Raw genomic sequence first — 26,012 nt, forward strand, 5'->3', positions numbered from 1 at the left:
CAAGGCTTTTTGCTGTTCCGTTGCAGCGGAAGTGGGCGCATTATAGGCCCCTCCGCTCACAGGTCAAGCTTTATTTTTGAGCCAAGCCGAATACATTAACGCTTTCATTTCTACTACTGCTTGCTTAAAGCCAACGAACACAGCATGGGCCACAATGGCGTGACCTATATTCAACTCATTAATACCTGGGATTGACGCTATTGGCTCTACGTTATGGTAATGAAGGCCATGACCTGCATTCACTATTAACCCGCTAGACAAACCTGCCTCAACACCGTCTTTAATACGCTCAAGTTCGAGGGTTTGACTTTTTTCGCTCGCTGCATCCGCGTACTTTCCTGTATGAAGTTCAATGGCAGGAGCGCCAGCTCTCGCGGCGGCCTCTATTTGCTGCTGATCGGGATCGATAAAAAGTGATACCTGACAACCTGCCGACGCAAGCCTAGCGATAGCTTCCCTTATCCGATGCTCTTGCCCTAGAACATCCAAGCCACCCTCTGTCGTCAATTCTTCTCTTTTTTCAGGTACAAGGCAGACATGCTCCGGCCTGACATCGCAGGCTAAATCCAGCATCGCCGGAGTCATTGCGATCTCAAGGTTCATGCGCGTCTGAAGGGCTGCCTTGAAGAGGCGAACGTCTCGCTCCTGAATATGCCTACGGTCTTCACGTAAATGCAGTGTAATTCCATCTGCACCAGCCTCCTCTGCATCAAGCGCTGCCTTAAGAGGATCGGGATAACGTGTACCGCGCGCCTGGCGCAAAGTTGCCACATGATCAATGTTGACGCCTAATAAAAGTCGGCTAGCAAACATCGCATTCAACTCTCACTTAAGAAACAATTCACGGCTAATAAGCGGCTTGCCACTAAGCAGCGGAGCATAAGCCTGGCGCATGAGTCGTTTAGCTGATTTAAGGACACCTGCATCATTCCAGTCAGCGCCAGACAAGGCCAGCAGCTCACTACCTTGGAATGCACCAGGCTGATACACAGGTATACATTCAAGGCCTTCATCTGGAACAAAACGATAGATATTTTTGGGATCTATAGCGTTGCCGCGACTATCCACTTCTAATGAAAAGCCGTAACCCAACTCATCGAGAAACGTCCACTCGAAGTTCCTTAGCGGAGGTTCCACGTCTGCATGATTACTCAATGCACGCAAGGTATTTGCATATTGATGGAAGATCGCCGGGTGCGGCTCTTCTGGCAAAAGAAGACGTACGATGAGCTCATTGAGATAAAGGCCACTAAACAGAGCATCTCCGCTCAGAAGAAAGGGAGGAGCCAAAGGCTCCATACGGTGAACTGTCTTTAATTCAGTACGTCCCCGGAACTGCCCTTCAAATAGCTGAAACAGCCGAACAACACTGCCAGATTTTCCACGAGCGCCTCGATAGACTGCTCGAAACCTCCCACGCAATGAAAAAAAGTCTACGAGCGTGCTACTTTCCCTGAAGGGCCGAGCATGAAGAACGAAGACTTTCTCAGGTTCTTGCATTAAAGATCTGCGTATCCCAAAGAGCGGAGTGCGCGCTCATCGTCTGACCAGCCGCTTTTTACCTTCACCCAAAGGTTCAACATGACCTTCGAATCGAAGAGGGCCTCCATATCTTTCCGAGCATCCTGACCAATCCGCTTGATTCGCTCACCTGCGTTTCCGATGAGTATCTTTTTCTGTCCATCACGCTCTACCAGAATCAGCGCATGGATGTGCAACACATTCCCTTGCTGTTTAAACTCCTCAATTTCAACCGTGACCTGATAGGGAAGTTCAGCACCCAGCTGACGCATAATTTTTTCACGTACGAGCTCTGCAGCCAGAAAACGACTACTACGATCAGTAAGCTGATCCTCAGGAAAGAAGTGGTCTCCCTCAGGCAGCCGATCCGCTACAAGCTTCTCGAGGGAATCCAGATTCACACCATTTTGCGCAGAGATAGGGATAACCTCTGCTTCAGGCAACTGCTCGGATAGCCACTTCAACTGAGGTAGAAGCTCTGCTTTATCTTCCATACGGTCCGTTTTGTTAACCGCCACAATCACCGGACATTTGACATGGCGGACTCGTTCTAGAACGAACACATCCTCTTCAGTCCAGCGCATGCGATCCACCACAAAGATAACTACATCTACATCTTTGAGGGCTGCGGATGCGGTCTTATTCATATAGCGATTGAGAGCTTTTTGATTCTCTTTGTGGATACCAGGCGTATCGACATAAACAGCCTGAACATCCCCTTCTGTCTTAATACCCAACAACGTATGACGTGTCGTTTGGGGCTTTCGAGAGGTGATAGCAAGCTTCTGCCCTAAGATATGATTCAGCAGAGTAGATTTGCCCACGTTAGGACGCCCAACGATAGCTACGTATCCACAACGGGATACCGGGTCAGTCATGGCCATTCTCTACTCCTAAAGCAATCAACGCGGCTGTTGCAGCCATTTGTTCTGCGATGCGGCGACTGGGCCCTTGGCCACTGGTTTTTTCGCTTAGCATCGATATGTCGCACTCGACGAAAAAGACGCGACAATGTGGCTCGCCTTCGATCGCGACCACTTCATACTTTGGCAACTCACATCCCCGCGCCTGCAGATGCTCCTGAAGGCGTGTTTTAGGATCCTTGTTCGTATCGACTGGCGTAAGCTCACGAAGTTGCGGCCCTAGCCAAGCCATGATCCGATCTCTGGCCGCTTCCATCCCAGCATCCAGATAGATAGCGCCAATCAGAGCCTCCATCGCATCTGCCAGAATAGACTCGCGGCGAAAGCCGCCACTTTTCAACTCGCCCGAGCCTAGCCGGAGATAGTCTCCAATCTCAAAACTACGGGCCAGGACAGCTAAGGTCTCTCCCTTTACCAATCTTGCGCGTAGGCGAGAAAGCTGGCCTTCACGGGCTTGAGGGAAATGTTGATAGAGCGCTTCGCCAATCACAAAGTTAAGAATAGCGTCTCCTAGAAACTCAAGACGCTCATTATTCTTACTGGCAAAACTGCGATGAGTGAGAGCCAGGACCATTTGGCCCTGGTCTTTGAAGGTGTAACCGAGCCGGCGCTCGAGACGATCTAAGGGTGGGTTCACGGGATACTTATACGGAAGTCGCGTTCAAAATGAACCACTAAATCAATATTACGGATTAGAGGTTCACGCTTTTCATAATCCAGATGGATAAGGAATCTATTGTCCTCAGTCTTCACCTGCATGGCTTTATCAAGGTCAATATCATTAATGCCATTAACCTGCATGCCCTTGCTTACATACGAATACACATCGGGCACGCTATGAATATTCATCGCTTTCTCACTTTCTATAGAGGTGATGACTTTGGTCATCGCCTGATAATCCAGATAATGAGGAATAAGCTTAAAGGCTGTGCTTGCCAAGAAAGCAATAATGCACAGCATTAGCAGCCAGCCTATGAAGGAAAGTCCCTTTTGCCTGTGCGACATAGACATGACGCATTTCCTATTTAATGAATGATCCCTACACGGGAAAAGTTAGGTAAATTTTTGACCTTTGGGTCAGGCCAGCTCATCCAGACAGCGAAGGCTTTGCCAACAATATTTTTATCGGGAACCATGCCAAGCAGTTCGTGTGGAATGCCAGGGTCGTTCCAGTAACGACTGTCATTAGAGTTATCCCGGTTGTCCCCCATCATGAAATAATGACCAGCCGGTATAACCCACTGACTATCCGCCGGCAGGTTATAACGAGTCATCTCCTCACGAATGACATGCTCTACGTCGCCTAATTTCTCTTTGTATAGCTTTGCACTACCCAAAGAGCCAGGCTCCTCTCCGATCAGTTGCTTTGAGACCAATTGACCGTTCACAAAAAGCTGCTTCTCTGAAGTATAGCGAATGGTGTCGCCAGGCAAGCCTACAACACGCTTGATGTAATTAACGGAGGGGTCGCTGGGATAGCGAAATACCATGACATCACCGCGCTGCGGGTCTCCAACCGGGATGATCTTAGTATCGATAACCGGCAAACGGATTCCATAGGCGAACTTGTTTACCAAGATGAAATCGCCCACTTCCAATGTGGGCTTCATTGATCCCGAAGGAATCTGGAAAGGCTCCACCAGAAACGACCGCAGAACCAAAACGATGGCGAGTACAGGAAAGAATGACTTCCCATACTCGACCAAGAGTGGCTCCTTCCTCAAATTATCCAAAGCAACTGGATCGGGCTCGGTAACCTGCCCTTCGTATGTCGCAATTCTTGTACGCCGGCGTGGCGCCAGAAAGACCAAATCAAACAGTGCCAAACCGCCACACACTGCGACAGCGATAACCAAAAGCAAAGGAAAATTGAATGACATATTCTCAGCTATCCACTTTGAGTACAGCCAGGAAGGCTTCTTGTGGAATTTCCACACTACCAACCTGCTTCATCCGCTTCTTACCCGCTTTCTGCTTCTCCAGCAGCTTACGCTTACGGGATACGTCTCCACCGTAACACTTGGCCAATACGTTCTTACGTAATGCCTTTACGGTTGTCCGCGCTACGATCTGCCCACCAATAGCCGCCTGGATCGCCACATCAAACATCTGACGTGGAATCAGCTCCTTCATTTTCTCTGTCAGAGCTCGACCTTTGTGGTGAGCCTTGTCTCGGTGAACGATCAATGCCAGCGCATCGACTTTCTCACCATTGATAAGGACATCAAGCTTGACCAGATTAGAAGCCTCGAAGCGATCAAAACTGTAATCCAGCGAAGCATACCCACGACTAACGGACTTGAGTCGATCGAAAAAGTCCAGAACAACTTCATTCATAGGCAGATCATAACTAACCTGAACCTGGCTGCTGAGGAACTGCATGTCCCGCTGCACACCACGCTTCTCAATACATAGGGTTATGACGTTACCCAAGTGCTCTTGAGGCACAAGAATATTGGCCCGCACGATCGGTTCGCGCATTTCTGCAATCGACGCAAGATCAGGCAGCTTTGAGGGGTTGTCTACGTATACGATTTCGCCATTCTTATGCACGACTTCAAACACTACAGTCGGTGCAGTCGTGATCAGATCCAGATCGTACTCGCGCTCCAAACGCTCCTGGATAATCTCCATATGGAGCATACCGAGGAAACCGCAGCGAAAGCCAAAGCCCAGTGCCTCTGAGCTTTCAGGCTCGTACTGCAAAGACGCATCGTTCAAGGTCAGCTTCTGCAGCGCTTCGCGGAAGTCTTCAAAATCATCCGAGCTGACCGGAAAGAGGCCTGCATAGACCTGAGGTTTGACCTTTTGGAAGCCCGGCAGCATGGCTACGTCTGGCGTGCTGGAAAGCGTCAGCGTATCACCTACTGGCGCCCCCAGGATCTCCTTGATACCAGCGATAATGAAGCCTACCTCACCGGCCTTAAGATCCTGCATTTCGGTATGCTTAGGCGTAAAGACGCCAACACTATCCACCTGATGTACTTTGCCGGTGGACTTCACCAGAATCTTGTCGCCTTTTTTCACACGTCCATGCTTGACGCGTACCAAGGACACAACACCTAGGTAATTGTCGAACCAGGAATCAATGATCAATGCTTGTAGAGGCGCCTCGATATTGCCTTCAGGCGCAGGGATCACCTTGACCAGTCGCTCCAGGACATCGACAACACCCATGCCACTCTTGGCTGAGCAGGGAACCGCGTCAGTGGCATCGATACCAATGATGTGCTCGATCTCTGCCTTAACGCGCTCTGGCTCGGACTGAGGCAGGTCCATCTTGTTGAGCACAGGCATGACTTCAAGACCTTGCTCAATCGCTGTATAGCAGTTGGCTACGGACTGAGCCTCAACGCCCTGAGCAGCATCAACAACGAGCAAAGCGCCCTCACAGGCAGCCAGAGAGCGGCTTACTTCATAGGTGAAGTCAACATGCCCAGGGGTATCGATAAAGTTGAGCTGGTACGTTTTACCATCCTGCGCCTTGTAGTGCAGCGTCACGCTGTGGGCTTTAATGGTAATTCCGCGCTCGCGCTCGAGGTCCATGGAGTCCAGCACCTGGGCTTCCATTTCGCGGTCGGACAGGCCGCCACACATTTGAATAAAGCGGTCGGCTAGCGTCGACTTGCCATGGTCAATGTGGGCAATGATGGAAAAGTTACGGATATGACTTAGGTCACTCACGGATCAACACTCGAAAGGCCAGCAGCGGAATGCCCGCTGGAAAAAATAGCCTGGGAGTTTACCCGATACTATGGAAACCCGTCACGCACGGACTTACATAAGGTAAAAAGGCGAGGTGTTTCCACCTCGCCTCATTGGCCTTACTTGGGCAGCCTGAAAGTAATAAAGCTGGCTCGTCCATCACGCATGACGCGCATGGAAATGGACTTGTCGGCAGGAAGCTTCTTCATTGTGTCCTGGAATTGGCGCGCCGAGGAAACCGGCTGATTATTCAAATGAGTAATTACATCGCCCGGACGCAAGCCAATCATGGCAGCCGGTCCGTCCGTTACCTGCTTGATTACCACGCCACTTTGCAACTGAAGGCTTTTCTTCTGCTCATCAGTCAGATCCGCAACAGCAATCCCCATTCGATTACTGCTACGCTCAGCGCCGGGCTGACCTGAGGCAACAATGGAGTCATCATCGGGCATATCACCGACCTTAACGGATACGGTCTTGCGTGCGCCTTCACGCACAATATTCATTTCCGCGGTGGCATCAGGCTTCAGGTTACCGATCAGATGAGGCAGATCTGCTGACTCAACAATCTGTTGCCCGTTAACCGACAGGATGACATCTCCCACCTTCAAGCCACTCTTGGCTGCAGGTCCGTTTTCCAAAACCTGAGCGATCAAAGCGCCGGCTGGCTTCTCCAAGCCAAAGGACTCTGCCAGGTCTTTGTCTACTTCTTGAATGACAACTCCCAACCAACCGCGCGTCACCTTACCCTCGGTACGCAACTGATTGGCCACATTCATAGCCACATCGATCGGGATAGCAAAGGAAAGCCCCATAAAGCCGCCCGAACGCGTAAATATCTGAGAGTTGATACCTACCACTTCCCCGCTCAGATTGAACAGCGGGCCACCAGAATTGCCAGGATTGATCGCAACATCCGTCTGGATGAATGGAACATAGTTCTCGTTTGGCAAGCTACGCCCCTTGGCGCTTACGATACCGGCTGTCACGGAGTGGTCGAACCCGAAGGGCGAACCAATAGCCAGCACCCACTCACCGACCTTGAGCTTGTCAGAATTACCTAACTTAACGGTCGGAAGATTCTTGGCGTCAATCTTGAGGAGCGCCACGTCTGTACGCGGATCAGCACCAATTAATTTGGCAGTATGATCGCTTCTGTCAGAAAGGCGCACGATGATTTCGTCCGCATCGGCTACCACATGGTTGTTGGTCAGGACATAACCATCAGCCGAGATAATAAAACCGGACCCCAACGACTGGGCTTCTCGCCGACGACTGTCCGGCCCTTGCGGCATTTGAGGAATGCTTCGCTCGAAGAATTCACGAATACCTGGCGGCAGCCCTTCGAGATCAGGCATGGACATGGCACCGCCACGGCTAGCCGGCAGGTTTTGGCGAGTACTGATATTAACAACGGCAGGGCTTGCCGACTCTACCAGCGGAGTAAAGTCTGGAAGATCCGCATGGGCCAATAGCGATACGCCTAGCGCCCATGTTGCCATCAAGGCTGCCAGGTAATGTTTAAACATTCGCATGAAATACAGCTCCCGTTCTTGCAGGGGACAGACAGTGCTAACAGTTAGCTTTTACCAAGCGATGGTGCAGTACCCACCGCATCACTACTTCAGGCAGCAGACGAACCGCCTTAAAAGAGTCACCTGACGAAATACCATAGAAAAGCTGAATGTTTCCTGATACTCCCTATGAGTATCAGGAAACATGTACTTATTAGCGGCACAGACTTAGTCGGGCCGTACGGATAACGCTATGCGCTCGGCCGTACCGGCAGGAACTTCGCCTACAACAGTAATCAACACATCCTTGTCAGATGGATTGATGCGCTTGGATACGACACTGGTAGGACCAAACTGGTTTCGACTATCGGTCATCGCTGTATGACTATCAGAGTCAACAAATACAGAAAAATTACTCAGACCATCGCTGTATAGAAGGTACTGTACAGGTCGTCCGTCCCCACCTGCCTGCCAGCTCTTCAATGATCGTACCTGCTCGAAGCCGGAGGGAAGCCAGGAAGCCGCCCATGTAGCTTGGTCTGCATGGCTCGCCTCTTCCGCTTCTGCGCTAGGAGCACAGTCACCTTTAGGATCAAGCTCAGCTGTACTTGGCGCAAGCGACGAGTAAGTAATGAACTGAAGTCTTTCCAGTGCATTACCCTTTTGATCGAATGTGGTGGATTTGAGGACCTGTCCAGTCGACTTGCTTAGTTGCATTTCATAAGCGTATCGATAGGAATCTTTGGGAATAAACGCTATGACATCCGTGAGATTGTCTGCAACGCGCGACTCTCCGAGATGCTTGAGGGTATAGCCTTTATCGATTTGATCAGGCCTCAATTTGGGAGCAAGGCTTTTTGCCACATCAACCTGATCATCTGCTGAAGTACTGCAGACAATGCGATTATTATCACGCACTACTTCATAAGGAGTGCCATCAAGCCGGTAGAGACGCTCTTTAACATCCCCATTGGAATCGACTTTTCTGGCGATATGATGTGAAGTTAGATTCCCATTGCTCTCGTAGATAAAAGAACCTTGGGAATCAACCTTGTCACTGGTTGATAGCTTGTTCAACCAATCCGTTGACTCGGCGGCTTGTACTGATTGAGTTATCAGTAACAAACCGCCTATTCCATATATAACTGGAGCAAACCGCATGCTCTTCCTTATCAGGGATTAACGAGTTTCTGCGTTAGCACCACGTGCATAAGGAAGCACGGAACCTTCAACACTGTTGAAAGTAGCCTGCTGTGCATGCTGACGAATGTAGCCAGGCAGCTGTGGGTTGGCCACTGCAGACGGATTAGCCGCCTTGGACTCAGCGCTCTGAGCACTTTCTTCGCTGTAATTAGCCAATACAGCAGGACTCTGTACCTGCGGTACGCTGATAGGTGCTGGAGCCTGTTGGGCCATCTGTTCAGAGACGCCTTCCTGGTTATACAGCCGCACACCTGCCAACACAGCCACTGTTACAGAAGCCGCGACTGCCACTCGACTGATCGCACTCCACCGGCTTACCTTGGGCTTAGCCACTGCAGCAGGTGTAGTCACCACAGGCGCCTCTTCGTTAGCCAGCGCAGCCGATACTGCAGATGCGATATCAAGCTTTGGCATGATAGGTTCGTTGCGAATGACTGCACGAGCCATTGCATAACGGGACCAAGTAGCACGGAGTTCAGCGTCCTCGCTTGTCGCCGCGAGTACACGTCTGACTTCCAGTTCGTCCGCTTCGTTATCCATAACAGCGGACAGTGATTCCAGCAGAGCTTCACGATTCATATCAACCTCTCTCATAGCTGTCGCCGCTGTCTCATGCTTCCCGCAACAAAGGTTGCAGGGCTTTATCGATGGCTTCCCGCGCACGGAATATGCGCGAGCGTACTGTACCTACTGGACACTGCATCACATTTGCAATGTCCTCGTAACTAAGACCTTCAAATTCACGCAAAGTTAGCGCGGTTCTTAAATCTTCTGGCAATTGCTGAATGGTGCGATGAACGGTACTTTCAATTTCGTCCCGCAACAGCGAACGCTCAGGCGACTCAATATCCTTTAAGGCATGATCACCTTCATAGAACTCAGCATCTTCTGCGCTTACGTCACTGTCCGGTGGACGACGACCACGAGCAACCAGATGATTTTTTGCTGTGTTTATCGCAATGCGATATAGCCAGGTATAGAACGCACTATCACCACGAAAATTCCCTAGCGCGCGATAGGCTTTGATGAAAGCTTCTTGCGCTACGTCTTGCGCTTCCTGGGTGTCGTGCACGAAGCGCACAATCAACCCTAAAATCTTGTGCTGGTATTTCAGCACCAGGAGATCAAATGCACGCTTATCGCCTCGCTGCACGCGCTCGACAAGCTGCTGATCCTGTTCCTGGGTTTGCATGGGAGCTCCTTGTTGATTCCGAAGGAGACCCGCTTCACCCTTCTCATCCTGTTGTTTGGATAGACCAGGGTGCTGCGTAAAAGTTCTCCCCACGGCAGATATCGGGCGAACCTTGTCTTCGATTCGCTGATCGGTAAGCCGGTCTTCCGCCGACATCCGCTGATAGCTATTAGCAGTCATTCCACTATTCATTCTCTCGGCCACTTTTTACTGTCCGTGTGGAAAATTATCCTCACATGGACGGCTCCGGGCCCTATAAAGTTCCTTCCTCCATAGAATGACATCGCCATTACGCTAGTTAATCGTATAGCTAAACCAACAAAAAGAGACGATATATGGGCCAACACATCGATCATGATGTTCTGATCATCGGCAGCGGCGCTGCTGGCCTCACCCTGGCACTAACCTTACCCTCGCACCTTCGGATCGCAGTTCTCAGCAAAGGCAACCTTTCTAATGGCTCAACCTACTGGGCACAGGGTGGTGTAGCCGCTGTGCTGGATGAGGACGACACCATAGACTCCCACGTCAAGGATACATTGATAGCGGGTGCTGGATTATGCAACGAACAGGCTGTTCGTTTCACGGTGGAAAGAAGCCGTGAGGCCATGGAATGGCTAATCGACTTAGGCGTTCCTTTTACTCGAAGCGAAGGAGACGCACAGAAAAGGTTTCCTCTTCATCTGACCCGTGAAGGTGGCCACAGCCATAGGCGGATCATCCACGCTGCCGACGCAACTGGCGCTGCAATATTCGATACTCTACTGGCTGCCGCTAAGGAACGGCCTAATATTCATCTGCTTTCACAACAGGTTGCGGTCGATCTGATTACAGGCATCAAGATCGGACTAAAAAACAACCGCTGCCTAGGTGCATACGTACTTGACCGAAACACCGGTGAAGTTGATACATACGGTGCACGCTTCACAGTCTTAGCGACCGGTGGAGCAAGCAAGGTGTACCTCTACAGCAGCAACCAAGAAAGCGCCTGCGGTGACGGCATTGCCATGGCATGGCGAGCCGGCTGCCGTATAAGCAATATGGAATTCAATCAATTCCACCCTACCTGCCTTTATCATCCGCAGGCCCGCAACTTTTTGATTACGGAAGCACTGCGAGGCGAAGGGGCTCTTCTGAAGCTGCCAAACGGTGAGCGGTTCATGCCGCGCTTTGACGAGAGAGCCGAACTGGCGCCACGCGATATCGTAGCCCGGGCGATCGACCATGAGATGAAGCGACTTGGCATTCCTTATGTCCATCTCGATATTAGCCATAAGCCGGCCGACTTCATTACTGCACACTTTCCTACGGTCTATGAGCGATGCCTGAGCCTGGGCTTCGACATTCGCCACGAGCCAATCCCTGTCGTACCGGCTGCTCACTATACCTGCGGCGGGGTATGCGTAGATGAAAACGGAAGTACTGACCTGCCGGGGCTCTATGCCGTCGGAGAAACCAGTTTTACGGGATTGCATGGTGCTAATCGAATGGCCAGCAACTCACTACTCGAATGCTTCGTTTATGCGCGATCGGCGGCCAGGCATATCGAGAGTCAGCTCGACAAGACAGAGCACCCTCCCCACCTTCCCAACTGGGATGCCAGCCAGGTAACCGACTCGGATGAGGATGTCATTATTACGCACAACTGGGAGGAGCTGCGCCGCTTCATGTGGAACTATGTAGGTATCGTCCGAACCGACAAGCGATTGCAACGCGCCTACAACCGCATACAGCTTTTAATGAAAGAAATAGATGACTTCTACAGCAATTACAAAGTAAGCCGTGATCTGATTGAGCTTAGAAATCTTGCCCAAGTAGCAGAGTTGATTGTCCGCTCCGCCATGGCGCGCAAGGAAAGCCGTGGCCTGCACTACACACTGGATTATCCCAGGCCGTGCAATCAGGTACAGGATACTATTCTGGTGCCGCCCAACGTCGCTGCGCAAACCTGAGCCTGACCCGCAGACGCCGGTGAGCATCCGGCGTCATAGCATCGGACGGGATACAAACTGCCCGGGTCCACTTTTCATCTACACGCCGATATCGCAACACGATAATAAGCGGCAGCGCCATGCTATCCCGGCATAGCTGAACAGGGTGCCACCCCTGCCCTGGAGACCAGAGTTGCCATCCGCTCTCATCATGTTTCAGGCGGCGCGGCTCATTTGGCCGATGCAACAATATGGCGCCCGGAATTACCCAGGCAGCATGGGCGACACACATGAGAGCGCCCATGATGGCCGCCCATGTCGGAATGTTGGCCATAAATAACGAGACGAAGGCCAACAGCAAGGTCGCACAATAGACACAAAATAATTGTCGAGAGTGCTGCCAGTGGCATTCAAACGGCTCAATCCGGTTGGACACGATCCAGAATCATCCGAACGATATACTTTAGGTCTGGATCTTCAGGCTCGCCCCGCTGCATAAACCAGACGAACATGTCCTGATCTTCACAGTCGAGGAGTTTTTTGTAGCGGTCTTGATCCTGCTGGCTCAGTGAAGGGTAAACTTCCTGAACGAAAGGTACCAGCAACACGTCCAGTTCAAGCATGCCGCGACGGCTGTGCCAGAAAAGTCGCTTGAGTTCGGTTTCGTCTGTCATGGTGGCTCCTCAAAGTTGGGCGCATTATAGGCGAGTTCATCAGATTGCTCAGCTCTACCTGCAGGAAGGCATCTTGTTGTTATCGCAACTGACAAGAACACGCCTGCGTTCTATGATGAGCGTTCATTCTCTTGCCGTTGATGCTCTATGGCTGACTCCTTATATTTTTGCGCACTGTCTCATGAAGGCATCCTGGCGATTCGCGGAGCGGACGCGGGAAAATTCCTGCAAGGCCAAGTGACTTGCAACATCAATTATCTCAATGCAGAAACATCCAGCCTGGGTGCTCGCTGTACGCCTAAGGGAAGAATGGTTTCGAGCTTTCGCATCGTGCAAATCCAGGAAGGATACCTGCTGGCGATGGCGAAGGAATTAGTAGAGCCGCAGTTGACGGACCTAAAGAAATACGCAGTGTTTTCCAAGTCGACGCTGGCAGACGAAAGTGCTGAATGGGTGCGATTCGGCGCCAGTGTTGAGACAGCGCAGAAAGCACTGCCGTCATTGACTCTTCCCGAACAGGTTAATGGTGTTGCTCATTTTGACGGCATGTTGGCGATACGTCTGAGTGGACAGCGTATCGAAATCTGGACTCCTAGCGCGCTTGCTGAGTCCTTCCATCAGCAATTAAGCAGCATAGCGCCTGAGGTCGCCCTAGAGCACTGGCTGCTGGGCCAGATACGCGAGGGAATCGGACAGGTGTTCGGCCCCACCCGCGAGCTGTTCATTCCTCAAATGATCAACCTGCAGGCCGTGGATGGCGTCAGCTTCAAAAAAGGCTGCTATACCGGTCAGGAAATCGTCGCACGCATGCAATACCTTGGGCGACTGAAGCGCCGACTCTATCGCCTAAAGGTAGACGCTGATACACCAGCGCCTGGCACCGAGCTGTTTTCTCCGGTGCATAATAGCAGCGTGGGAGAAGTGGTATTGGCTGCGCGGGATGACGGTAGAACAGAGTTTCTGGCTGTTTTACAAATCGATGCGAAAGAGGATGGCCGCATTCATCTCGCATCTAACGAGGGCCCCGTGTGCGAGCTCTTAGATCTGCCTTATGTAATCGATACGGATCGCGAAATTCAACGCTGACGTATCAGACGAATGCTTTTCGAGGGATAAAGAATGATCATGCTTGCCGAACAGGTAGCTCAAGAGCTCAACGAGGCCATTGAAAACGATCAGCTGGTTCTGCCAACGTTACCTGAAGTGGCCCTGCGTGTTCGCGAGGCCGCCGAGGATCCGGATGTCACAAGCGCTGACATGGGCAAGCTCATCGGCAACGATACGGCATTGACGGCGCGAATCATTAAGGTAGTAAACAGTCCGCTGCTCAGAATTAGCAACGAGATCACGGATCTTCACACCGCTATCAATCGGCTAGGTATCAACTACACCTGCAATCTTGCAATCGGACTTGCAATGGAGCAGATGTTCCAAGCTACTACCGACGCGGTTGATCATAAGATGCGTGAGGTATGGGCTAAAAGTACGGAAATCGCGGGCATCAGCTATGTTCTGTGCAAGCACTTCACTCGCCTTTCTCCCGATCAGGCTGCATTGGCGGGTCTGGTGCATCAGATCGGTGTGCTACCCATCCTGACGTATGCCGAAGAACACAGTTCACTGTTGGCCAACTCGCTGACACTGGATCGTGTAATCGAGGAAATCCATCCCAAGATAGGAAAGCGGATTCTGAAAGCCTGGGATTTCCAGGAGTCCATTGTCAACGTGCCTCAGGATTATCTGGACTTCGAGCGCAATACGCCCAAGGTGGATTACGCCGACATTGTTCAGGTTGCTTACCTGCAGAGCCTTAGCGGCACGGAGCACCCCTTGACTAAAATGGACTGGACGCCTATTGCTTCCTTCAGAAAGCTGGGGCTGGATCCTTCTACCGACATCAAGGCCGATGAGGATCTAGGGGAAGCACTGGAACAGTCCAAGCACTTCCTTCAATAGGCCGTCCAATCGATATTGGGGATCACGCGCTCGTCAGGGAATACAACCCTTACACGCAGCCCTCCCGCCGCGCCATCATGCAAGGTTATAGCAGCCTGATGAGCGCGGCAGATCTCTCCCACGATAGCCAATCCCAACCCGGCACCGCCCCGCTGAGGATCCAGCCGGTGGAATCGCTCGAAAACGTGCGTTCGCGCATCGGCAGGAATACCCGGGCCATCATCCTCAACCTCAAGAATACAGGGTGTGAGCACCCGGATTATGACCGTACCATTTTCAGGCGTGTGAGCCAGTGCGTTATCAATAAGGTTGGATAACAACTCATTGAGTAAGGTCGGCTCGCCCTTTACCCATACCTCAGCTTCCGCTTCCAGCTCCAGCGAGACACCTCGCTTATAGGCCAACGGCGCAAGCGCAAGACCAAGATCTCTGGCCAAGGCTCCCAATTCGATGCGCTCTGCTCCACCTTCGGCAATGGCCTGTGCCCCGCTTTCGATCCTTGCCAGGGACAGGAGCTGATTGGCGAGATGAGCCAAACGGTCTGTATTGCGCTGGGCATCAAGCAGGGTTGCATGCCATTGCTGCGGGCTCTGCTCACGAACACCCAGCTCAAGACGAGCCTTTAGCGCGGCCAGTGGTGTACGTAATTCATGGGCGGCGTCGGCAATGAACTGAGCCTGACGCTCGAAGAGCCCTCTCAGCCTGACCGTAAACTGGTTCAATGCGCTTACCAAGGGAAACAGCTCCCGCTGAATCACCACCCTAGGCAGTGGACGCAAATCGTCCGCCTGACGCTCCTCAACCGCAGCCCTTAATCGCTCAAGCGGCTGAAGCGCTACGCTTACAACCCACCAAACCAGCAGCAAAGCTCCCACGGAAAGAAGGCAGAGCCGCAACAAGGTATCAACCAGCAGACTACGCGCCATGTTTTCACGAGCCTGCTCTGTCTCCGCTACCCGTATTTCAGCCATGCCGTTCATGTTGGTTTCACTGACCGGCTGCATCAAACTGACAACTCGTACACCTTGCCCCCGGTACTGTCCGTCATAGAAGCGCGCCAAGGCAGGATAGTCCTGAGTCAGCGGCGTACCCGGAGGCGGTGGCGGAAGATTTTCGTACCCGGAGGTCAGATGCCCTTCAATGTCGAGCACCTGATAATAGATTCGGCCGGCACTGTCATAAGCAAAGGTATCCAGCGCGACATAGGGCACATCGGCCCTCAGGGTACCGTCCTCTGCGGACAGCCCGGCTGCGATGGTTCGGGCTGATGCCAAAAGCGTCCTGTCATAGGCGGTGTCGGCAACCTGCCGACCATTGATATAGGCGCTAAGGCTGCTCACGATCAATAACAAGGCCAGCAAGACAGCCAGACGGCCAAGCAATCGACCTCGCAGACTGCCCTCGATGACAACACTGCTATTGGCTTCAGAACTTTCCGGGCTTACCCGCACGCCTTCCCTGCGCTCAAGCACCTGAAAACTCCAGCAAGTAGCCCAGCCCTCTAAAGGTCACGATACGAACAGCACTGGCCTCAAGCTTCTTGCGCAAACGATGTATGTAGATTTCGATGGCTTCAGGGCTGGCTTCTTCATCTAGACCAAAGACCTGGGAAGCCAGTTGTTCCTTACTCATCACCCGACCGGGGCGGGCAATCAGAATGCCAAGCACTGCCTGCTCACGCGAGGTCAGGGTCAAGGGTTCATTATCAAGCGTGAAGCGTCGGGTGTTGAGGTCATAGACGAGCGGGCCGCAGCGCTGTTGGCGCTCGCCGCCCAACACACTGCGTCGAAGCAGCGCCTTGACTCGAGCTTCGAGCTCGGTAAGTTCGAAGGGTTTAGCTAGGTAATCGTCAGCCCCTAGGTTAAGCCCCTGAACCCGATCCTTCACTTCCCCGCGCGCCGTCAGCATCAATACCGGCAAACGGTTACCCCGCTCACGAAGACGGGCCAGGATTTCGAAGCCATCCATTCGCGGCAACCCAACATCCAGAATGGCCAATGCGTATTCCTCACTTGCCAGTGCCAGGTCAGCAGCGACACCGTCATTGATGACGTCGACAGTCCAACCTTCTCCCTTCAGCGCCTGCGCCACACTTTCAGCCAGTGACAGATGATCTTCGACGAGCAAGATGCGCACTCGATTCTCCGAAATCGTGTTAGATCGTCTCAGTGTACCCAGAGCGACTGATAAATGGTCTAGATCCTTTCAGATTGAAAGCTTCGTGAAAGCTTGTGCCACTACGATCAGGTTAATAAGCCTTATACGCACCAAAGGCCCTACAAAAACAACAATACGGAATCCCATCATGCAGACTCGTCGCGTACTCGCCTCGTCGGAAACTCTTCCGCCCTACCCTACTTACGCACTTCGCCAGCCGCCAGGCTCGCTACCTGTTTACGTATCAGTTTTCAACTGACGCAAGATTGCTTCAGCAATGGAATCACACTGCTCTGTTGCCGTTCCGCACTATAAAAACAAAAGGAGATAACCATGGCCCTATCCCTACGCCCCCTGGCAATCGCTGCTGTTGCAGCAATGCTCTCCACACAGCTGCAAGCTGAACCCAAACGCCCTGAATGTATTGCACCAGCCTCTCCAGGCGGTGGTTTCGACCTGACCTGCAAACTTGCCCAGAGCGCGCTGGTAAACGCCAAGCTGCTAGAAAAACCTATGCGGGTTACCTACATGCCAGGAGGTGTAGGCGCAGTGGCTTACAATACTGTCGTGGCACAACGCCCCAAGGAAGGTGGAACAATCGTTGCGTTTTCAAGCGGCTCCCTGCTCAACCTGGCGCAGGGCAAGTTTGGCCGCTTCGATGAAAAGGCCGTCAAATGGCTGGCAGCGGTAGGAACCAGTTACGGTGCCATCGCCGTAAAGAATGATTCCCCCTACAAGACCCTTGGCGATCTGGTCGAAGCGCTTAAAAAGGATCCAGGCAAAGTGGTCATTGGCTCTGGCGGAACTGTCGGTAGCCAGGACTGGATGCAGACCGCCCTCGTTGCCAAGGCCGCGGGTATCAATCCGCGTGACCTCCGCTATGTCTCACTGGAAGGCGGTGGCGAGATCGCAACGGCTCTGCTGGGTGGGCATATTCAAGTGGGCAGTACGGATATTTCCGACTCCATGCCTCACATCGAGAGCGGTGATATGAGAATCCTGGCGGTTTTTTCCGAAAACCGTTTGGATGAGCCTGCCATGGCCAACATCCCCACCGCTCGCGAGCAGGGGTACGACATCGTATGGCCTGTAGTGCGCGGCTATTACCTCGGCCCGAAAGTCAGTGATGAAGACTACAACTGGTGGAAAGCCTCCTTCGACAAACTGCTGGCTTCGGATGACTTTGCCAAACTACGCGACCAGCGTGAGCTTTTCCCATTTGCCATGACTGGCAGTGAGCTGGATGCCTACGTACAGAAGGAAGTTGCCAAGTACCGGGGCATGGCCAAAGAGTTTGGCCTGATCCAATAACGCTACCTGACGCTCCGCGCAGGCGGAGCGTCCGAGGGAAATGCCATGCTTTTTCAACGTCTCTTTCTGGGCGTCTGGCTAATTGCCGGCCTGGTCATGATGTACCTTGCCCTGGATTATCAGGCACCGTTCTCTTACGAGCCGGTCGGCCCCCGCGCCTACCCCATGTTGATGCTGGGACTGATGTCAGCAGGGCTGGCTTACCTTCTGATCAAGCCTACGCCAATTGATCACGCCCATGACGAACAACCCATGGATGCACCGACTGCGCGCAAGGTAGTCAGCTGCGTTCTGCTGCTACTGGCTTACGCCCTGCTGTTCGAGCCATTCGGCTTTGTTCCCAGCAGCATCGTTGCAGGCTTTCTGTTTGCTCGACTCTATGGCGGGCGCTGGTTGCCCAGCCTCGTGACCAGCATTGTCATGTCCATCTGCCTATACATCCTGTTCGATCGCATTCTGGACGTTCCACTGCCCTTGGGCATCCTAGACGGCCTGGAGATCTAAGATGGAAACCTTGAATTTTCTTGCCCAAGGCTTTGGTGTTGCCTTAACGCCTACCAACCTTATTATCGCCCTGATCGGTACGCTGATCGGAACCGTGGTTGGCCTGCTCCCAGGCTTAGGCCCTATCAATGGGGTGGCCCTGTTGATCCCGGTAGCGTTTGCGCTAGGTCTGCCGCCTGAATCCGCTTTGATTCTTTTGGCAGCGGTTTACCTTGGCTGTGAATATGGCGGACGTATTTCGTCGATTCTACTGAACATCCCGGGCGAAGCATCAACGCTCATGACCACCCTGGACGGCTATCCACTGGCCCGTAAAGGATTGGCCGGCGTAGCCCTGTCCTTGTCAGCCTGGAGCTCCTTCATTGGCGCCTTCGTGGCGACATGCGGCATGGTACTGTTTGCCCCGCTGCTGGCTAAATGGGCAATTGCCTTTGGCCCAGCTGAATACTTCGTGCTGATGGTCTTTGCCATTGTCTGTCTGGCAGGCATGGCGGGTGACAAACCCGTCAAAACGCTGGTCGCCTCGTTGCTAGGGCTTTTCCTGGCAGCCATCGGCATTGATGCCAACAGTGGTGTTTATCGCTTCACCTTTGACAGCATCCATCTGGCAGACGGCATCCAGTTTGTTGTGCTGGTCCTGGGCTTGTTTTCAGTAAGCGAGGTGTTATTGCTGCTTGAGAAAACCCACCATGGCCAGGAAGCTGTCAAGGCAACAGGTCGCATGCTGTTCAACTTCAAGGAAGCCAAGTCGGTATTCCTGACCAACCTTCGCTGTGCTGTTGGCGGTTTTGTCATGGGTGTATTGCCCGGTGCGGGTGCGACACTGGCCAGTGCCTTGGCCTACATGACTGAAAAGCGCATGGCTGGTGAAAAGGGTGAGTTTGGCAAAGGAGACCTTCGCGGCCTTGCTGCGCCCGAAACCGCGATCGGTGCGTCCTGCTGTGGCGCCATGATCCCTATGCTGACGCTGGGTGTTCCAGGGTCGGGAACGACAGCAGTCATGATTGGCGCCCTTACGCTGTACAACATCACTCCTGGCCCGCTTCTGTTTCAGAACGAGCCTACGCTGGTCTGGGGTCTGATCGCTTCGCTGTTCATTGCCAACGTGATGCTGCTCATCCTGAACGTACCCATGATCAAGGTTTTCACCAAGATCCTGGCCGTGCCGAACTGGGCATTGGTCCCCATCATTGCCATCATCACGTCAATTGGCGTTTATGCCGTGCACGCGACAACGTTTGACCTGATCCTCATGGTGATTATTGGAATCATTGGATACATCCTGCGCAAGCTGGACTTCCCACTGTCGCCGCTGCTGCTGGGCTTCATTCTGGGCGGCCTCATGGAGCAGAACCTGCGCCGAGCGCTTTCGATCTCCAATGGCAGCATGGACATTCTATGGTCCAGTGGCATCAGCCAAATCGTATGGCTGCTGGTCATCGTCATGTTGATCCTGCCGATAGTTCGCATCTGGCGTCGTCGCTCTCTTCGCCGTAAAGCCAACTTGGCCAACGCGTGATAAAGGCAAAAACCAAACAGTGAAGCGTTTCTGTCACACGTTGATCGTCTCGCTCCGGCCCTGGTGGATGACTCCCCTGGCCGGAGCAGCCGGAGGATACTTGGCCAGTCTCGCGCACTGGCCCCTTCCCTGGATGATCGGCTCACTGCTTGGAGTTATCGCTATCCGCTGCTGTGGCTGGCTGACTAAGGAAATGCCTCACGCGCGCAAAGGAGGCCAATGGGTGATCGCCACAGGCATTGGCCTGCATTTCAACCAAACCATTGTTGAACAGATTGCAGCGCACGCGCTGATCATTGCGCTTGGCACGGTGCTGACCGTCACCGCCAGTGTGATAGGCATTGTCTTATTACGACGCAGCGGCGAGGACCGTGCAACTGCTTTTTTTGCCAGCATGCCTGGAGGCGCCAATGAAATGGTCAATCTGGCCAAACGCAATGACGCCGTACTGGCTCGAGTGGCCGCTGCTCAGAGCCTGAGAATGGTGTTTGTGCTGTTAAGCGTTCCGGCAGCTTACAAGTATTTATTTGCAGGCGAGCATGTTCTTGTTTCGCACACTGTTGAAATCAGTTTTTCTTGGTTATTGCCCATCATGGTGGCCGGTGCCGGTCTGGCATTCATCTTTCAAAAGCTGCGACTGCCAAACGCCTGGCAATTGGGCGCTCTCCTGACCAGCATTACAGCCAGCGTGACATTCAATTTGAATATCGGCTTGCCTGCAGGAGCGGGGGACATCGGCCAGTGGCTCATTGGCAGCTCACTAGGATGCTATTTCGATCGCCCCTTCTTTCGCCAGGCGCCCGCCTTCATGGCACGCACGGTGTTGGCTACCTGCTTGGCCATCCTCATTGCCACCCCTATTGCAATGGGACTGGGCTGGTTGACCGGACTCGATGCCCGCTCGCTTTTGCTGGGGATGGTACCTGGAGGTATCGCCGAGATGAGCCTGACCGCCGAAGCATTGCATTTGCTGGTACCGCTGGTCACAGCCATGCAGGTGCTTCGGCTGCTGCTGGTTCTTTTCCTGGCACAACCGGTCTACCGGCTCTGGATGCGCCGAGCGACTGACTAGCGATTAGCCCTTGCCCAACGCCTTTTTGGGATAAATATCGTAGCGACTGGATTTGCCATCCAGACTATAACTGGGCTTCGCCCCCTCGATAGGAGGCGCCTTGCGTGGACGCTTCACCACCACGCGATGACTGGCCAACCCGAGGGCAGCCTCAAGCAAGGCTGGTGCGTCAGGATCATCACCTACCAAGGGACGAAAAATGCGCATTTCCTTTTTTACCAGCGCCGACTTATCACGATGGGGAAACATGGGATCGAGGTAGATCACTTGAGGTGCCTCATCCATCTTCCGCATCAGCTCAATGGCATTTCCCTTGAGAAGGGTCATGCGCGCCACGATAGCGCCGACTTCCTTGTCGCCTGTTGCACGCCTTAGACCGTCCTCAAGCAGAGCAGCAATCAAGGGCTGGCGCTCGATTAATGTGACCGCGCAGCCCAGCGTCGCCAGAACGAAGGCATCACGGCCAAGGCCGGCCGTGGCGTCGAGTACATTCGGACGTATGCCTGTGCCAACACCGACAGCCTTGGCAATCATCTGCCCACTGCCGCCTCCAAACCGTCGCCGATGCGCTGCTGCACCTTCCAAAAGATCTACCCGCACCGGTCCTGGCGCATCTGGGCCACGCTGAACCAGTTGAAGACCCGACTCCCCCAACTGAAGCACAAAATCCGTCTCAGGCGCTTGAGTGACAGGCAGGCCTAGCTGCAAGCCCAAGGCATCTGCCTGTCCCTGCCATGCGGCATCAAGCGGTTGGATGGAAACGGCGACAGCACTTGGATCAGTAATCATGACAAGGTCAATCAAGAAACAAAGCCCGCATTTTGCCAGAGCGCTGCCGGATAGGCACGCTTAACGGCACACATGGAAGCCCCCCATGTCGAGATGAAAGTGGTCATGGTGCGCCGCGTTGTAATTTGGAGACAGCGTCGTGTTAAAGGATTTACAGGCTCCTTCTCGAAGCAAATGTAAGAACCGTGCCTTGCTATCGTCCCCTTTCCAATCACGCGCTACGGTAATGCGCTGTCCGTTCTCCAGGCGAAAGCCAGCCAAGTCCAACGCATTGGCGGTAGCATGCTCACTACGACGGGCATTGGCACGATGATAAATATTGCGGCAGGCGAAACTTCCAAAATGCTCGACACTGACGACACGCTGCCCGAAAACGGCCTCTGCTGCTGGTTGTAACGTGTGCAGTTCAAACAAGGCGTAGGCTGTTGCTAAAGGACATGTCGCAAGGAAACTGCCGCTGAAGGCTACATTGGAGCGTTGCACCCTAACGACATTCTCCAGCGGGCACTGCTTGGTCCCGGCATTAGCAGGCATCTGGGCGTAGCGCAGCGGTGACGTCTGCAACGCCTGTGCGCATAGCTCAGGATCGTGTTGCAGCCTTATCAGCTTGTATCGGGTCAGAAAATTGGGTGGCTGTCGCACATCAAGCGGCTTAAATGGATTCCATTGAGGCGGAACACGGATCCAGTCATAGGCCAGACCGATCCCGGCCACCAGAATGATCAAGCACATTAGAGCAAAGACGTAACGCATACCTGTCCTGACAGTGAGCGGTCATGACTGGCGTATATGATCTGGCTTACAGCAAGCCTAGCTGCTCGACAGGCTCAGCCATGACTGGCAATGGCGGTAGTTCCGGCAAGCGCTCCTGCAGTTGCGCATGAAAACGCATGGCAAGTTCAGGAGCATGACGGTTGTCAGGTGTATGCAGAAATATGTAAGGAGTACGCCCTTCCTTGATCCACTCTGCAAATTTATTCACCCAAGGTTCTAGATAGATATCATTGGCCTCAAGTTCCAACCGACCAATGAAGCGGATCTGTGGTGATTGGGTAAAAGCAGGAACACGGACAGGCACGCGAGGCTTTTTGGCTTGCGCGTCACGAATGACCTCGGAGACCGGTTCGCTACTGAACAAGGCACGGGAATCCAGTCCGATACGCTCGACATTTCTGGCCATCAGCAAATTGTTGAGCTCACGCTCAGCCATACCCTTGCTGAAAAAATCGTCATGTCGCACCTCTACTGCTATTCGCCCTGAGGAAGGCAGTGCATCCAGAAAATCAGCCAGCTCTGCCAGTCGATTCGGACCAAAGTTTGAAGAAAACTGAAGCCAGTATGGGCTGACACGCCTCCCTAACGGGACCAGCAGCTGCATGAAGGAATGCGCATGGGATAAGCAGGCTCTTAGATCACCGTCATGGCTGATCTCGCGAGGAAACTTGGCGCAGAAGCGAAAGTGATCCGGCATCAACTCAGCCCATCTCGATACCGTCTCGACAGAGGGCTCGGCATAGAACGTGGTGTTTCCCTCTACCGCGTTAAACACCTGAGCATAGCGCGGAAGAAATTCCGAGGATCGTGTAGATGCTGGATAGAGTGAACCTCGCCAGTGAGGATCACTCCATGATGGGCAACCAATATAATAAGGCAGCATCAAGCTTCAGACATAAAAGTCCAGGCCTACTACCTGAGCGGCCCCGGTATCTCGTGGCAGCATGGCAATGCTATCGTAACTGGCAATGGCCCGTGCGCTACGGGCGCTGATCGGCTGTTCATAGAGAACATATTCCCGCGCTGTCAGCAGCTGAGCATCACTGGTCACTTCATCATCTGGCTGGGTTGACTCGACTCTGCGAATCAGTGGCGCAGTACCCAACCCCTGCGAGGAAACATTACCCGTAGCGGGCTGCTCACGACGGACTTCTTCCTCATTCTGTATCTCATGATACGAGCTGTCCGCCCGATTACGACCAGGACGATCTAATGAGTAAGAGGAAGTGTAGCTATCGATACGCATGATTAATGCCCTTTTGCCAGTATCGCCACTGTATGAGATCGCCTGCGCTTAGCAAACTATCTCAAATACCATACGGTCGATGAAATCAGCAGTTCATCTGTTGACCTCAGTAATACACACAGGGTTTTACCGCCTGTCGCCTGTTGCTGTCGAGGCCGGATCAGCGTGGCTGCTTAGGCGTGGCAACTTGATCACGCAAATAGACAGGCTGCGCTTCTTCTGCTGGTACGGCGCCTCCCTGACTCCATGCATACGTCGCCAGGGTCAGGATATCCTTGGCATGGGGCAGAAGATTACCATCCGTTTCGGCAACAGGAGCCGCTATGCGGCCAACATACCCCCATCCTGTACCAGCTCCAAACCATTCTCCTGCACTGCCTGCTGGAAGCTGCACCTGCTCGGGAGGAAGCACCGCTTCAACTCCAACCAGTTGCATCACCTCCTGCTCCAAGCGATAACAACCCCAGTAAACTTCATCCATACGTGCATCGATAGCGGCGGCTATCTGATTAACGCCTCGCTCACGATAAACCCGCTGCGCCAGTGCAGCCAGATTGGATACCGGCAGCACTGGCCGGTCCAGACCGAAAGCCAGGCCTTGAACAACACCAATCGCAATACGCACGCCGGTAAATGCGCCAGGACCGCGACCGAATGCGATGGCGTCTATGGCCGTTAGCGCAAGTTCTGATTCAGCCATGAGTTCTTGAACCATGGGCAGCACTTTCTGTGCATGCATACGGGGAATCACTTCATAGCGGCACATGACGCTTCCTTCATGGAGGAGCGCAACAGAACAGGCTTCGGTAGCAGTATCAATGGCCAACAGCGTAGGCATCGGTGGTATCCAGACAAAACAGCAAAGTCTGCCAGTATAAGTTCCAGAAACGACAACGGCCATCCGAAGATGGCCGTTGATCGAATCTCTAATACTTACAGGTTGCCGGCTTTCTTGACGCCATCTTTGACATCGCCAACCACCTTTTGGCCTTTACCCTTGATCTCTTGGGTATCGCCTTCATTCTTGAGGCTCTGATTATCGGTGGCCTCACCTACACCTTGCTTGGCTTTACCCGCTACTTCGTTCGCAGTGCCTTTGATCTTATCTGTTGTGCTGCTCATAGCGTTCTCCTAATTTCGTTGTGTGCCTTATTAGGACTGAGCGCAAGACAGAGGAGTTCAACTATTCTTGTTTGAGAGGCTGGCTTTTGCTTTTTTGCATTTTCCCTTCAGATACTAAAAACGGCCCTGAAAGGACCGTTTGGCAACAGATAGAAACGCCTTTACTTGAGCGCTTCGAGTACCTTGGCCGTAATCGATTCGACGGACCCGACACCTTCAACCCGGCTGCACTTCGGCGTACCTTCAGCATCTGCTAGCTTCTGGTAGAAGTCTACCAGCGGCTTGGTCTGGGAATGGTACAGATCGAGACGCTTACGTACGGTTTCTTCTTTGTCATCTTCACGCTGAACGAGATCCTCTCCGGTTTCGTCGTCCTTACCTTCGACTTTCGGCGGATTGTAGAGCGTATGGTACACACGACCTGAAGCCGGGTGTACGCGACGACCCGACATACGCTTGACGATCTCTTCATCATCCACGGCAATTTCAAGCACGTGATCGATGGTGACGCCAGCATTCTTCAGCGCTTCGGCCTGTGGAATGGTGCGAGGGAAACCATCAAAGAGGAAGCCGTTGGAGCAATCGGCTTCCAGAATACGCTCGGAAATCAAGGCAATAATGATCTCGTCGGAAACCAGGCCACCACTGTCCATGACGCCTTTGACCTGCTGACCTAGCGGAGTCCCGGCTTTGACGGCAGCACGCAGCATGTCCCCAGTGGAAATTTGCGGAATGCCAAACTTCTCGGTAATGAACCGAGCCTGAGTACCTTTACCGGCACCGGGCGCCCCTAGCAGTATCACGCGCATGCACGTCGCTCCTTAAATGATGGTATCCAGGACTTGCCTTGAAGTGGCCCGCTCAACAGAGCCATTGCGATCCTCAGGCTGTCTCGATGT

General features: G+C 53.0%; 29 protein-coding genes. 7 read left to right on the forward strand and 22 right to left on the reverse strand.

Annotated features, from left to right (window positions below; translation table 11 throughout):
• Positions 1-63: 63 nt before the first annotated feature.
• The 11 genes from pdxJ to rpoE form a co-directional block, all read right to left on the reverse strand.
• Positions 64-813: a pyridoxine 5'-phosphate synthase gene (gene pdxJ / locus GM154_RS15995; RefSeq protein ID WP_010797643.1), complete on the reverse strand. Its 750-nt coding sequence runs from the start codon at positions 811-813 to the stop codon at positions 64-66.
• Positions 814-825: 12 nt separating this feature from the next.
• Positions 826-1,500 (reverse strand): DNA repair protein RecO, encoded by a 675-nt coding sequence (recO, locus tag GM154_RS16000; protein ID WP_010797642.1) that lies wholly within the window; start codon positions 1,498-1,500, stop codon positions 826-828.
• Positions 1,500-2,399 (reverse strand): GTPase Era, encoded by a 900-nt coding sequence (gene era, locus GM154_RS16005; RefSeq protein WP_219652859.1) that lies wholly within the window; start codon positions 2,397-2,399, stop codon positions 1,500-1,502. The genes recO and era overlap by 1 nt, the downstream gene beginning before the upstream one ends.
• Positions 2,392-3,081, reverse strand: a complete 690-nt coding sequence (rnc, locus tag GM154_RS16010; protein WP_010797640.1) for a ribonuclease III — start codon at positions 3,079-3,081, stop codon at positions 2,392-2,394. The genes era and rnc overlap by 8 nt, the downstream gene beginning before the upstream one ends.
• Positions 3,078-3,455 carry a DUF4845 domain-containing protein gene (locus GM154_RS16015; protein WP_219652778.1) on the reverse strand — a complete coding sequence of 126 codons (378 nt, stop codon included), beginning with the start codon at positions 3,453-3,455 and terminating at the stop codon, positions 3,078-3,080. The genes rnc and GM154_RS16015 overlap by 4 nt, the downstream gene beginning before the upstream one ends.
• A gap of 14 nt (positions 3,456-3,469) precedes the next feature.
• Positions 3,470-4,324, reverse strand: coding sequence for a signal peptidase I (lepB, locus tag GM154_RS16020; RefSeq protein WP_219652779.1), 855 nt, complete (start codon positions 4,322-4,324; stop codon positions 3,470-3,472).
• A 4-nt stretch (positions 4,325-4,328) separates the two neighbouring features.
• Positions 4,329-6,128: a translation elongation factor 4 gene (lepA, locus tag GM154_RS16025; RefSeq protein WP_010797637.1), complete on the reverse strand. Its 1,800-nt coding sequence runs from the start codon at positions 6,126-6,128 to the stop codon at positions 4,329-4,331.
• 140 nt (positions 6,129-6,268) lie between these two features.
• Positions 6,269-7,684 carry a DegQ family serine endoprotease gene (locus GM154_RS16030; RefSeq protein ID WP_219652780.1) on the reverse strand — a complete coding sequence of 472 codons (1,416 nt, stop codon included), beginning with the start codon at positions 7,682-7,684 and terminating at the stop codon, positions 6,269-6,271.
• A 207-nt stretch (positions 7,685-7,891) separates the two neighbouring features.
• A complete protein-coding gene (locus tag GM154_RS16035) occupies positions 7,892-8,824 on the reverse strand; it encodes a MucB/RseB C-terminal domain-containing protein (protein WP_219652781.1) in 933 nt (310 codons plus the stop codon).
• 18 nt (positions 8,825-8,842) lie between these two features.
• Entirely contained in the window at positions 8,843-9,445 is a 603-nt protein-coding gene (locus GM154_RS16040; protein WP_219652782.1) for an RseA family anti-sigma factor, read from the reverse strand.
• Positions 9,446-9,476: 31 nt separating this feature from the next.
• Complete coding sequence (gene rpoE / locus GM154_RS16045; RefSeq protein WP_010797633.1) at positions 9,477-10,058, reverse strand: RNA polymerase sigma factor RpoE; 582 nt, start codon at positions 10,056-10,058, stop codon at positions 9,477-9,479.
• Positions 10,059-10,393: 335 nt separating this feature from the next.
• On the opposite strand from rpoE, the gene nadB reads away from it, so the two are divergent.
• On the forward strand, positions 10,394-12,010 hold the full coding sequence (gene nadB, locus GM154_RS16050; RefSeq protein WP_074827578.1) for an L-aspartate oxidase: 1,617 nt from the start codon (positions 10,394-10,396) through the stop codon (positions 12,008-12,010).
• On the opposite strand, the gene GM154_RS25660 is transcribed toward nadB, so the two are convergent.
• Positions 11,973-12,425, reverse strand: coding sequence for a protein YgfX (locus GM154_RS25660; protein WP_073450332.1), 453 nt, complete (start codon positions 12,423-12,425; stop codon positions 11,973-11,975). The genes nadB and GM154_RS25660 overlap by 38 nt on opposite strands.
• Positions 12,409-12,663: a succinate dehydrogenase assembly factor 2 gene (locus tag GM154_RS16055; RefSeq protein WP_010797631.1), complete on the reverse strand. Its 255-nt coding sequence runs from the start codon at positions 12,661-12,663 to the stop codon at positions 12,409-12,411. The genes GM154_RS25660 and GM154_RS16055 overlap by 17 nt, the downstream gene beginning before the upstream one ends.
• A gap of 147 nt (positions 12,664-12,810) precedes the next feature.
• On the opposite strand from GM154_RS16055, the gene GM154_RS16060 reads away from it, so the two are divergent.
• Together GM154_RS16060 and GM154_RS16065 are read left to right on the forward strand one after the other, a co-directional pair.
• Positions 12,811-13,749 carry a folate-binding protein YgfZ gene (locus tag GM154_RS16060; protein WP_219652783.1) on the forward strand — a complete coding sequence of 313 codons (939 nt, stop codon included), beginning with the start codon at positions 12,811-12,813 and terminating at the stop codon, positions 13,747-13,749.
• Between the two features lie 33 nt (positions 13,750-13,782).
• Positions 13,783-14,619 (forward strand): HDOD domain-containing protein, encoded by an 837-nt coding sequence (locus GM154_RS16065; RefSeq protein WP_010797629.1) that lies wholly within the window; start codon positions 13,783-13,785, stop codon positions 14,617-14,619.
• Here the strand turns inward: GM154_RS16065 and GM154_RS16070 are convergent.
• Positions 14,613-16,025, reverse strand: coding sequence for a sensor histidine kinase (locus GM154_RS16070; RefSeq protein ID WP_074827813.1), 1,413 nt, complete (start codon positions 16,023-16,025; stop codon positions 14,613-14,615). The two genes, GM154_RS16065 and GM154_RS16070, sit on opposite strands and share 7 nt — an antisense overlap.
• 58 nt (positions 16,026-16,083) lie before the next feature.
• A complete protein-coding gene (locus GM154_RS16075; protein WP_010797627.1) occupies positions 16,084-16,755 on the reverse strand; it encodes a response regulator in 672 nt (223 codons plus the stop codon).
• A gap of 348 nt (positions 16,756-17,103) precedes the next feature.
• On the opposite strand from GM154_RS16075, the gene GM154_RS16080 reads away from it, so the two are divergent.
• From GM154_RS16080 to GM154_RS16095, 4 genes are all read left to right on the forward strand, one after another.
• Positions 17,104-18,087 carry a tripartite tricarboxylate transporter substrate binding protein gene (locus GM154_RS16080; RefSeq protein ID WP_173869112.1) on the forward strand — a complete coding sequence of 328 codons (984 nt, stop codon included), beginning with the start codon at positions 17,104-17,106 and terminating at the stop codon, positions 18,085-18,087.
• Between the two features lie 45 nt (positions 18,088-18,132).
• Positions 18,133-18,591, forward strand: a complete 459-nt coding sequence (locus GM154_RS16085) for a tripartite tricarboxylate transporter TctB family protein (protein ID WP_122043119.1) — start codon at positions 18,133-18,135, stop codon at positions 18,589-18,591.
• A 1-nt stretch (position 18,592) separates the two neighbouring features.
• A complete protein-coding gene (locus tag GM154_RS16090; RefSeq protein WP_010797624.1) occupies positions 18,593-20,110 on the forward strand; it encodes a tripartite tricarboxylate transporter permease in 1,518 nt (505 codons plus the stop codon).
• Positions 20,111-20,177: 67 nt separating this feature from the next.
• Positions 20,178-21,182 carry an AbrB family transcriptional regulator gene (locus tag GM154_RS16095; RefSeq protein WP_219652860.1) on the forward strand — a complete coding sequence of 335 codons (1,005 nt, stop codon included), beginning with the start codon at positions 20,178-20,180 and terminating at the stop codon, positions 21,180-21,182.
• Positions 21,183-21,185: 3 nt separating this feature from the next.
• Here the strand turns inward: GM154_RS16095 and GM154_RS16100 are convergent, their stop codons facing one another.
• The 7 genes from GM154_RS16100 to adk form a co-directional block, all read right to left on the reverse strand.
• Positions 21,186-21,971, reverse strand: coding sequence for a class I SAM-dependent methyltransferase (locus GM154_RS16100; RefSeq protein ID WP_219652784.1), 786 nt, complete (start codon positions 21,969-21,971; stop codon positions 21,186-21,188).
• Between the two features lie 60 nt (positions 21,972-22,031).
• The gene (locus GM154_RS16105; RefSeq protein WP_219652785.1) at positions 22,032-22,724 is read right to left on the reverse strand and encodes an extensin family protein; all 693 of its coding nucleotides are present in this window, start codon (positions 22,722-22,724) and stop codon (positions 22,032-22,034) included.
• Positions 22,725-22,770: 46 nt separating this feature from the next.
• Positions 22,771-23,628, reverse strand: a complete 858-nt coding sequence (locus GM154_RS16110; protein WP_219652786.1) for a DUF72 domain-containing protein — start codon at positions 23,626-23,628, stop codon at positions 22,771-22,773.
• Positions 23,629-23,634: 6 nt separating this feature from the next.
• Positions 23,635-23,991 carry a hypothetical protein gene (locus GM154_RS16115; RefSeq protein ID WP_010797619.1) on the reverse strand — a complete coding sequence of 119 codons (357 nt, stop codon included), beginning with the start codon at positions 23,989-23,991 and terminating at the stop codon, positions 23,635-23,637.
• Positions 23,992-24,151: 160 nt separating this feature from the next.
• Positions 24,152-24,829, reverse strand: a complete 678-nt coding sequence (tsaB, locus tag GM154_RS16120; protein ID WP_219652787.1) for a tRNA (adenosine(37)-N6)-threonylcarbamoyltransferase complex dimerization subunit type 1 TsaB — start codon at positions 24,827-24,829, stop codon at positions 24,152-24,154.
• 95 nt (positions 24,830-24,924) lie between these two features.
• Complete coding sequence (locus tag GM154_RS16125; protein WP_010797617.1) at positions 24,925-25,113, reverse strand: CsbD family protein; 189 nt, start codon at positions 25,111-25,113, stop codon at positions 24,925-24,927.
• A 161-nt stretch (positions 25,114-25,274) separates the two neighbouring features.
• The gene (adk, locus tag GM154_RS16130) at positions 25,275-25,922 is read right to left on the reverse strand and encodes an adenylate kinase (RefSeq protein ID WP_010797616.1); all 648 of its coding nucleotides are present in this window, start codon (positions 25,920-25,922) and stop codon (positions 25,275-25,277) included.
• Between the last annotated feature and the right edge of the window lie 90 nt (positions 25,923-26,012).

It is taken from the genome of Pseudomonas sp. MAG002Y, from assembly GCF_019400845.1.
Taxonomy (GTDB): domain Bacteria; phylum Pseudomonadota; class Gammaproteobacteria; order Pseudomonadales; family Pseudomonadaceae; genus Chryseomonas; species Chryseomonas luteola.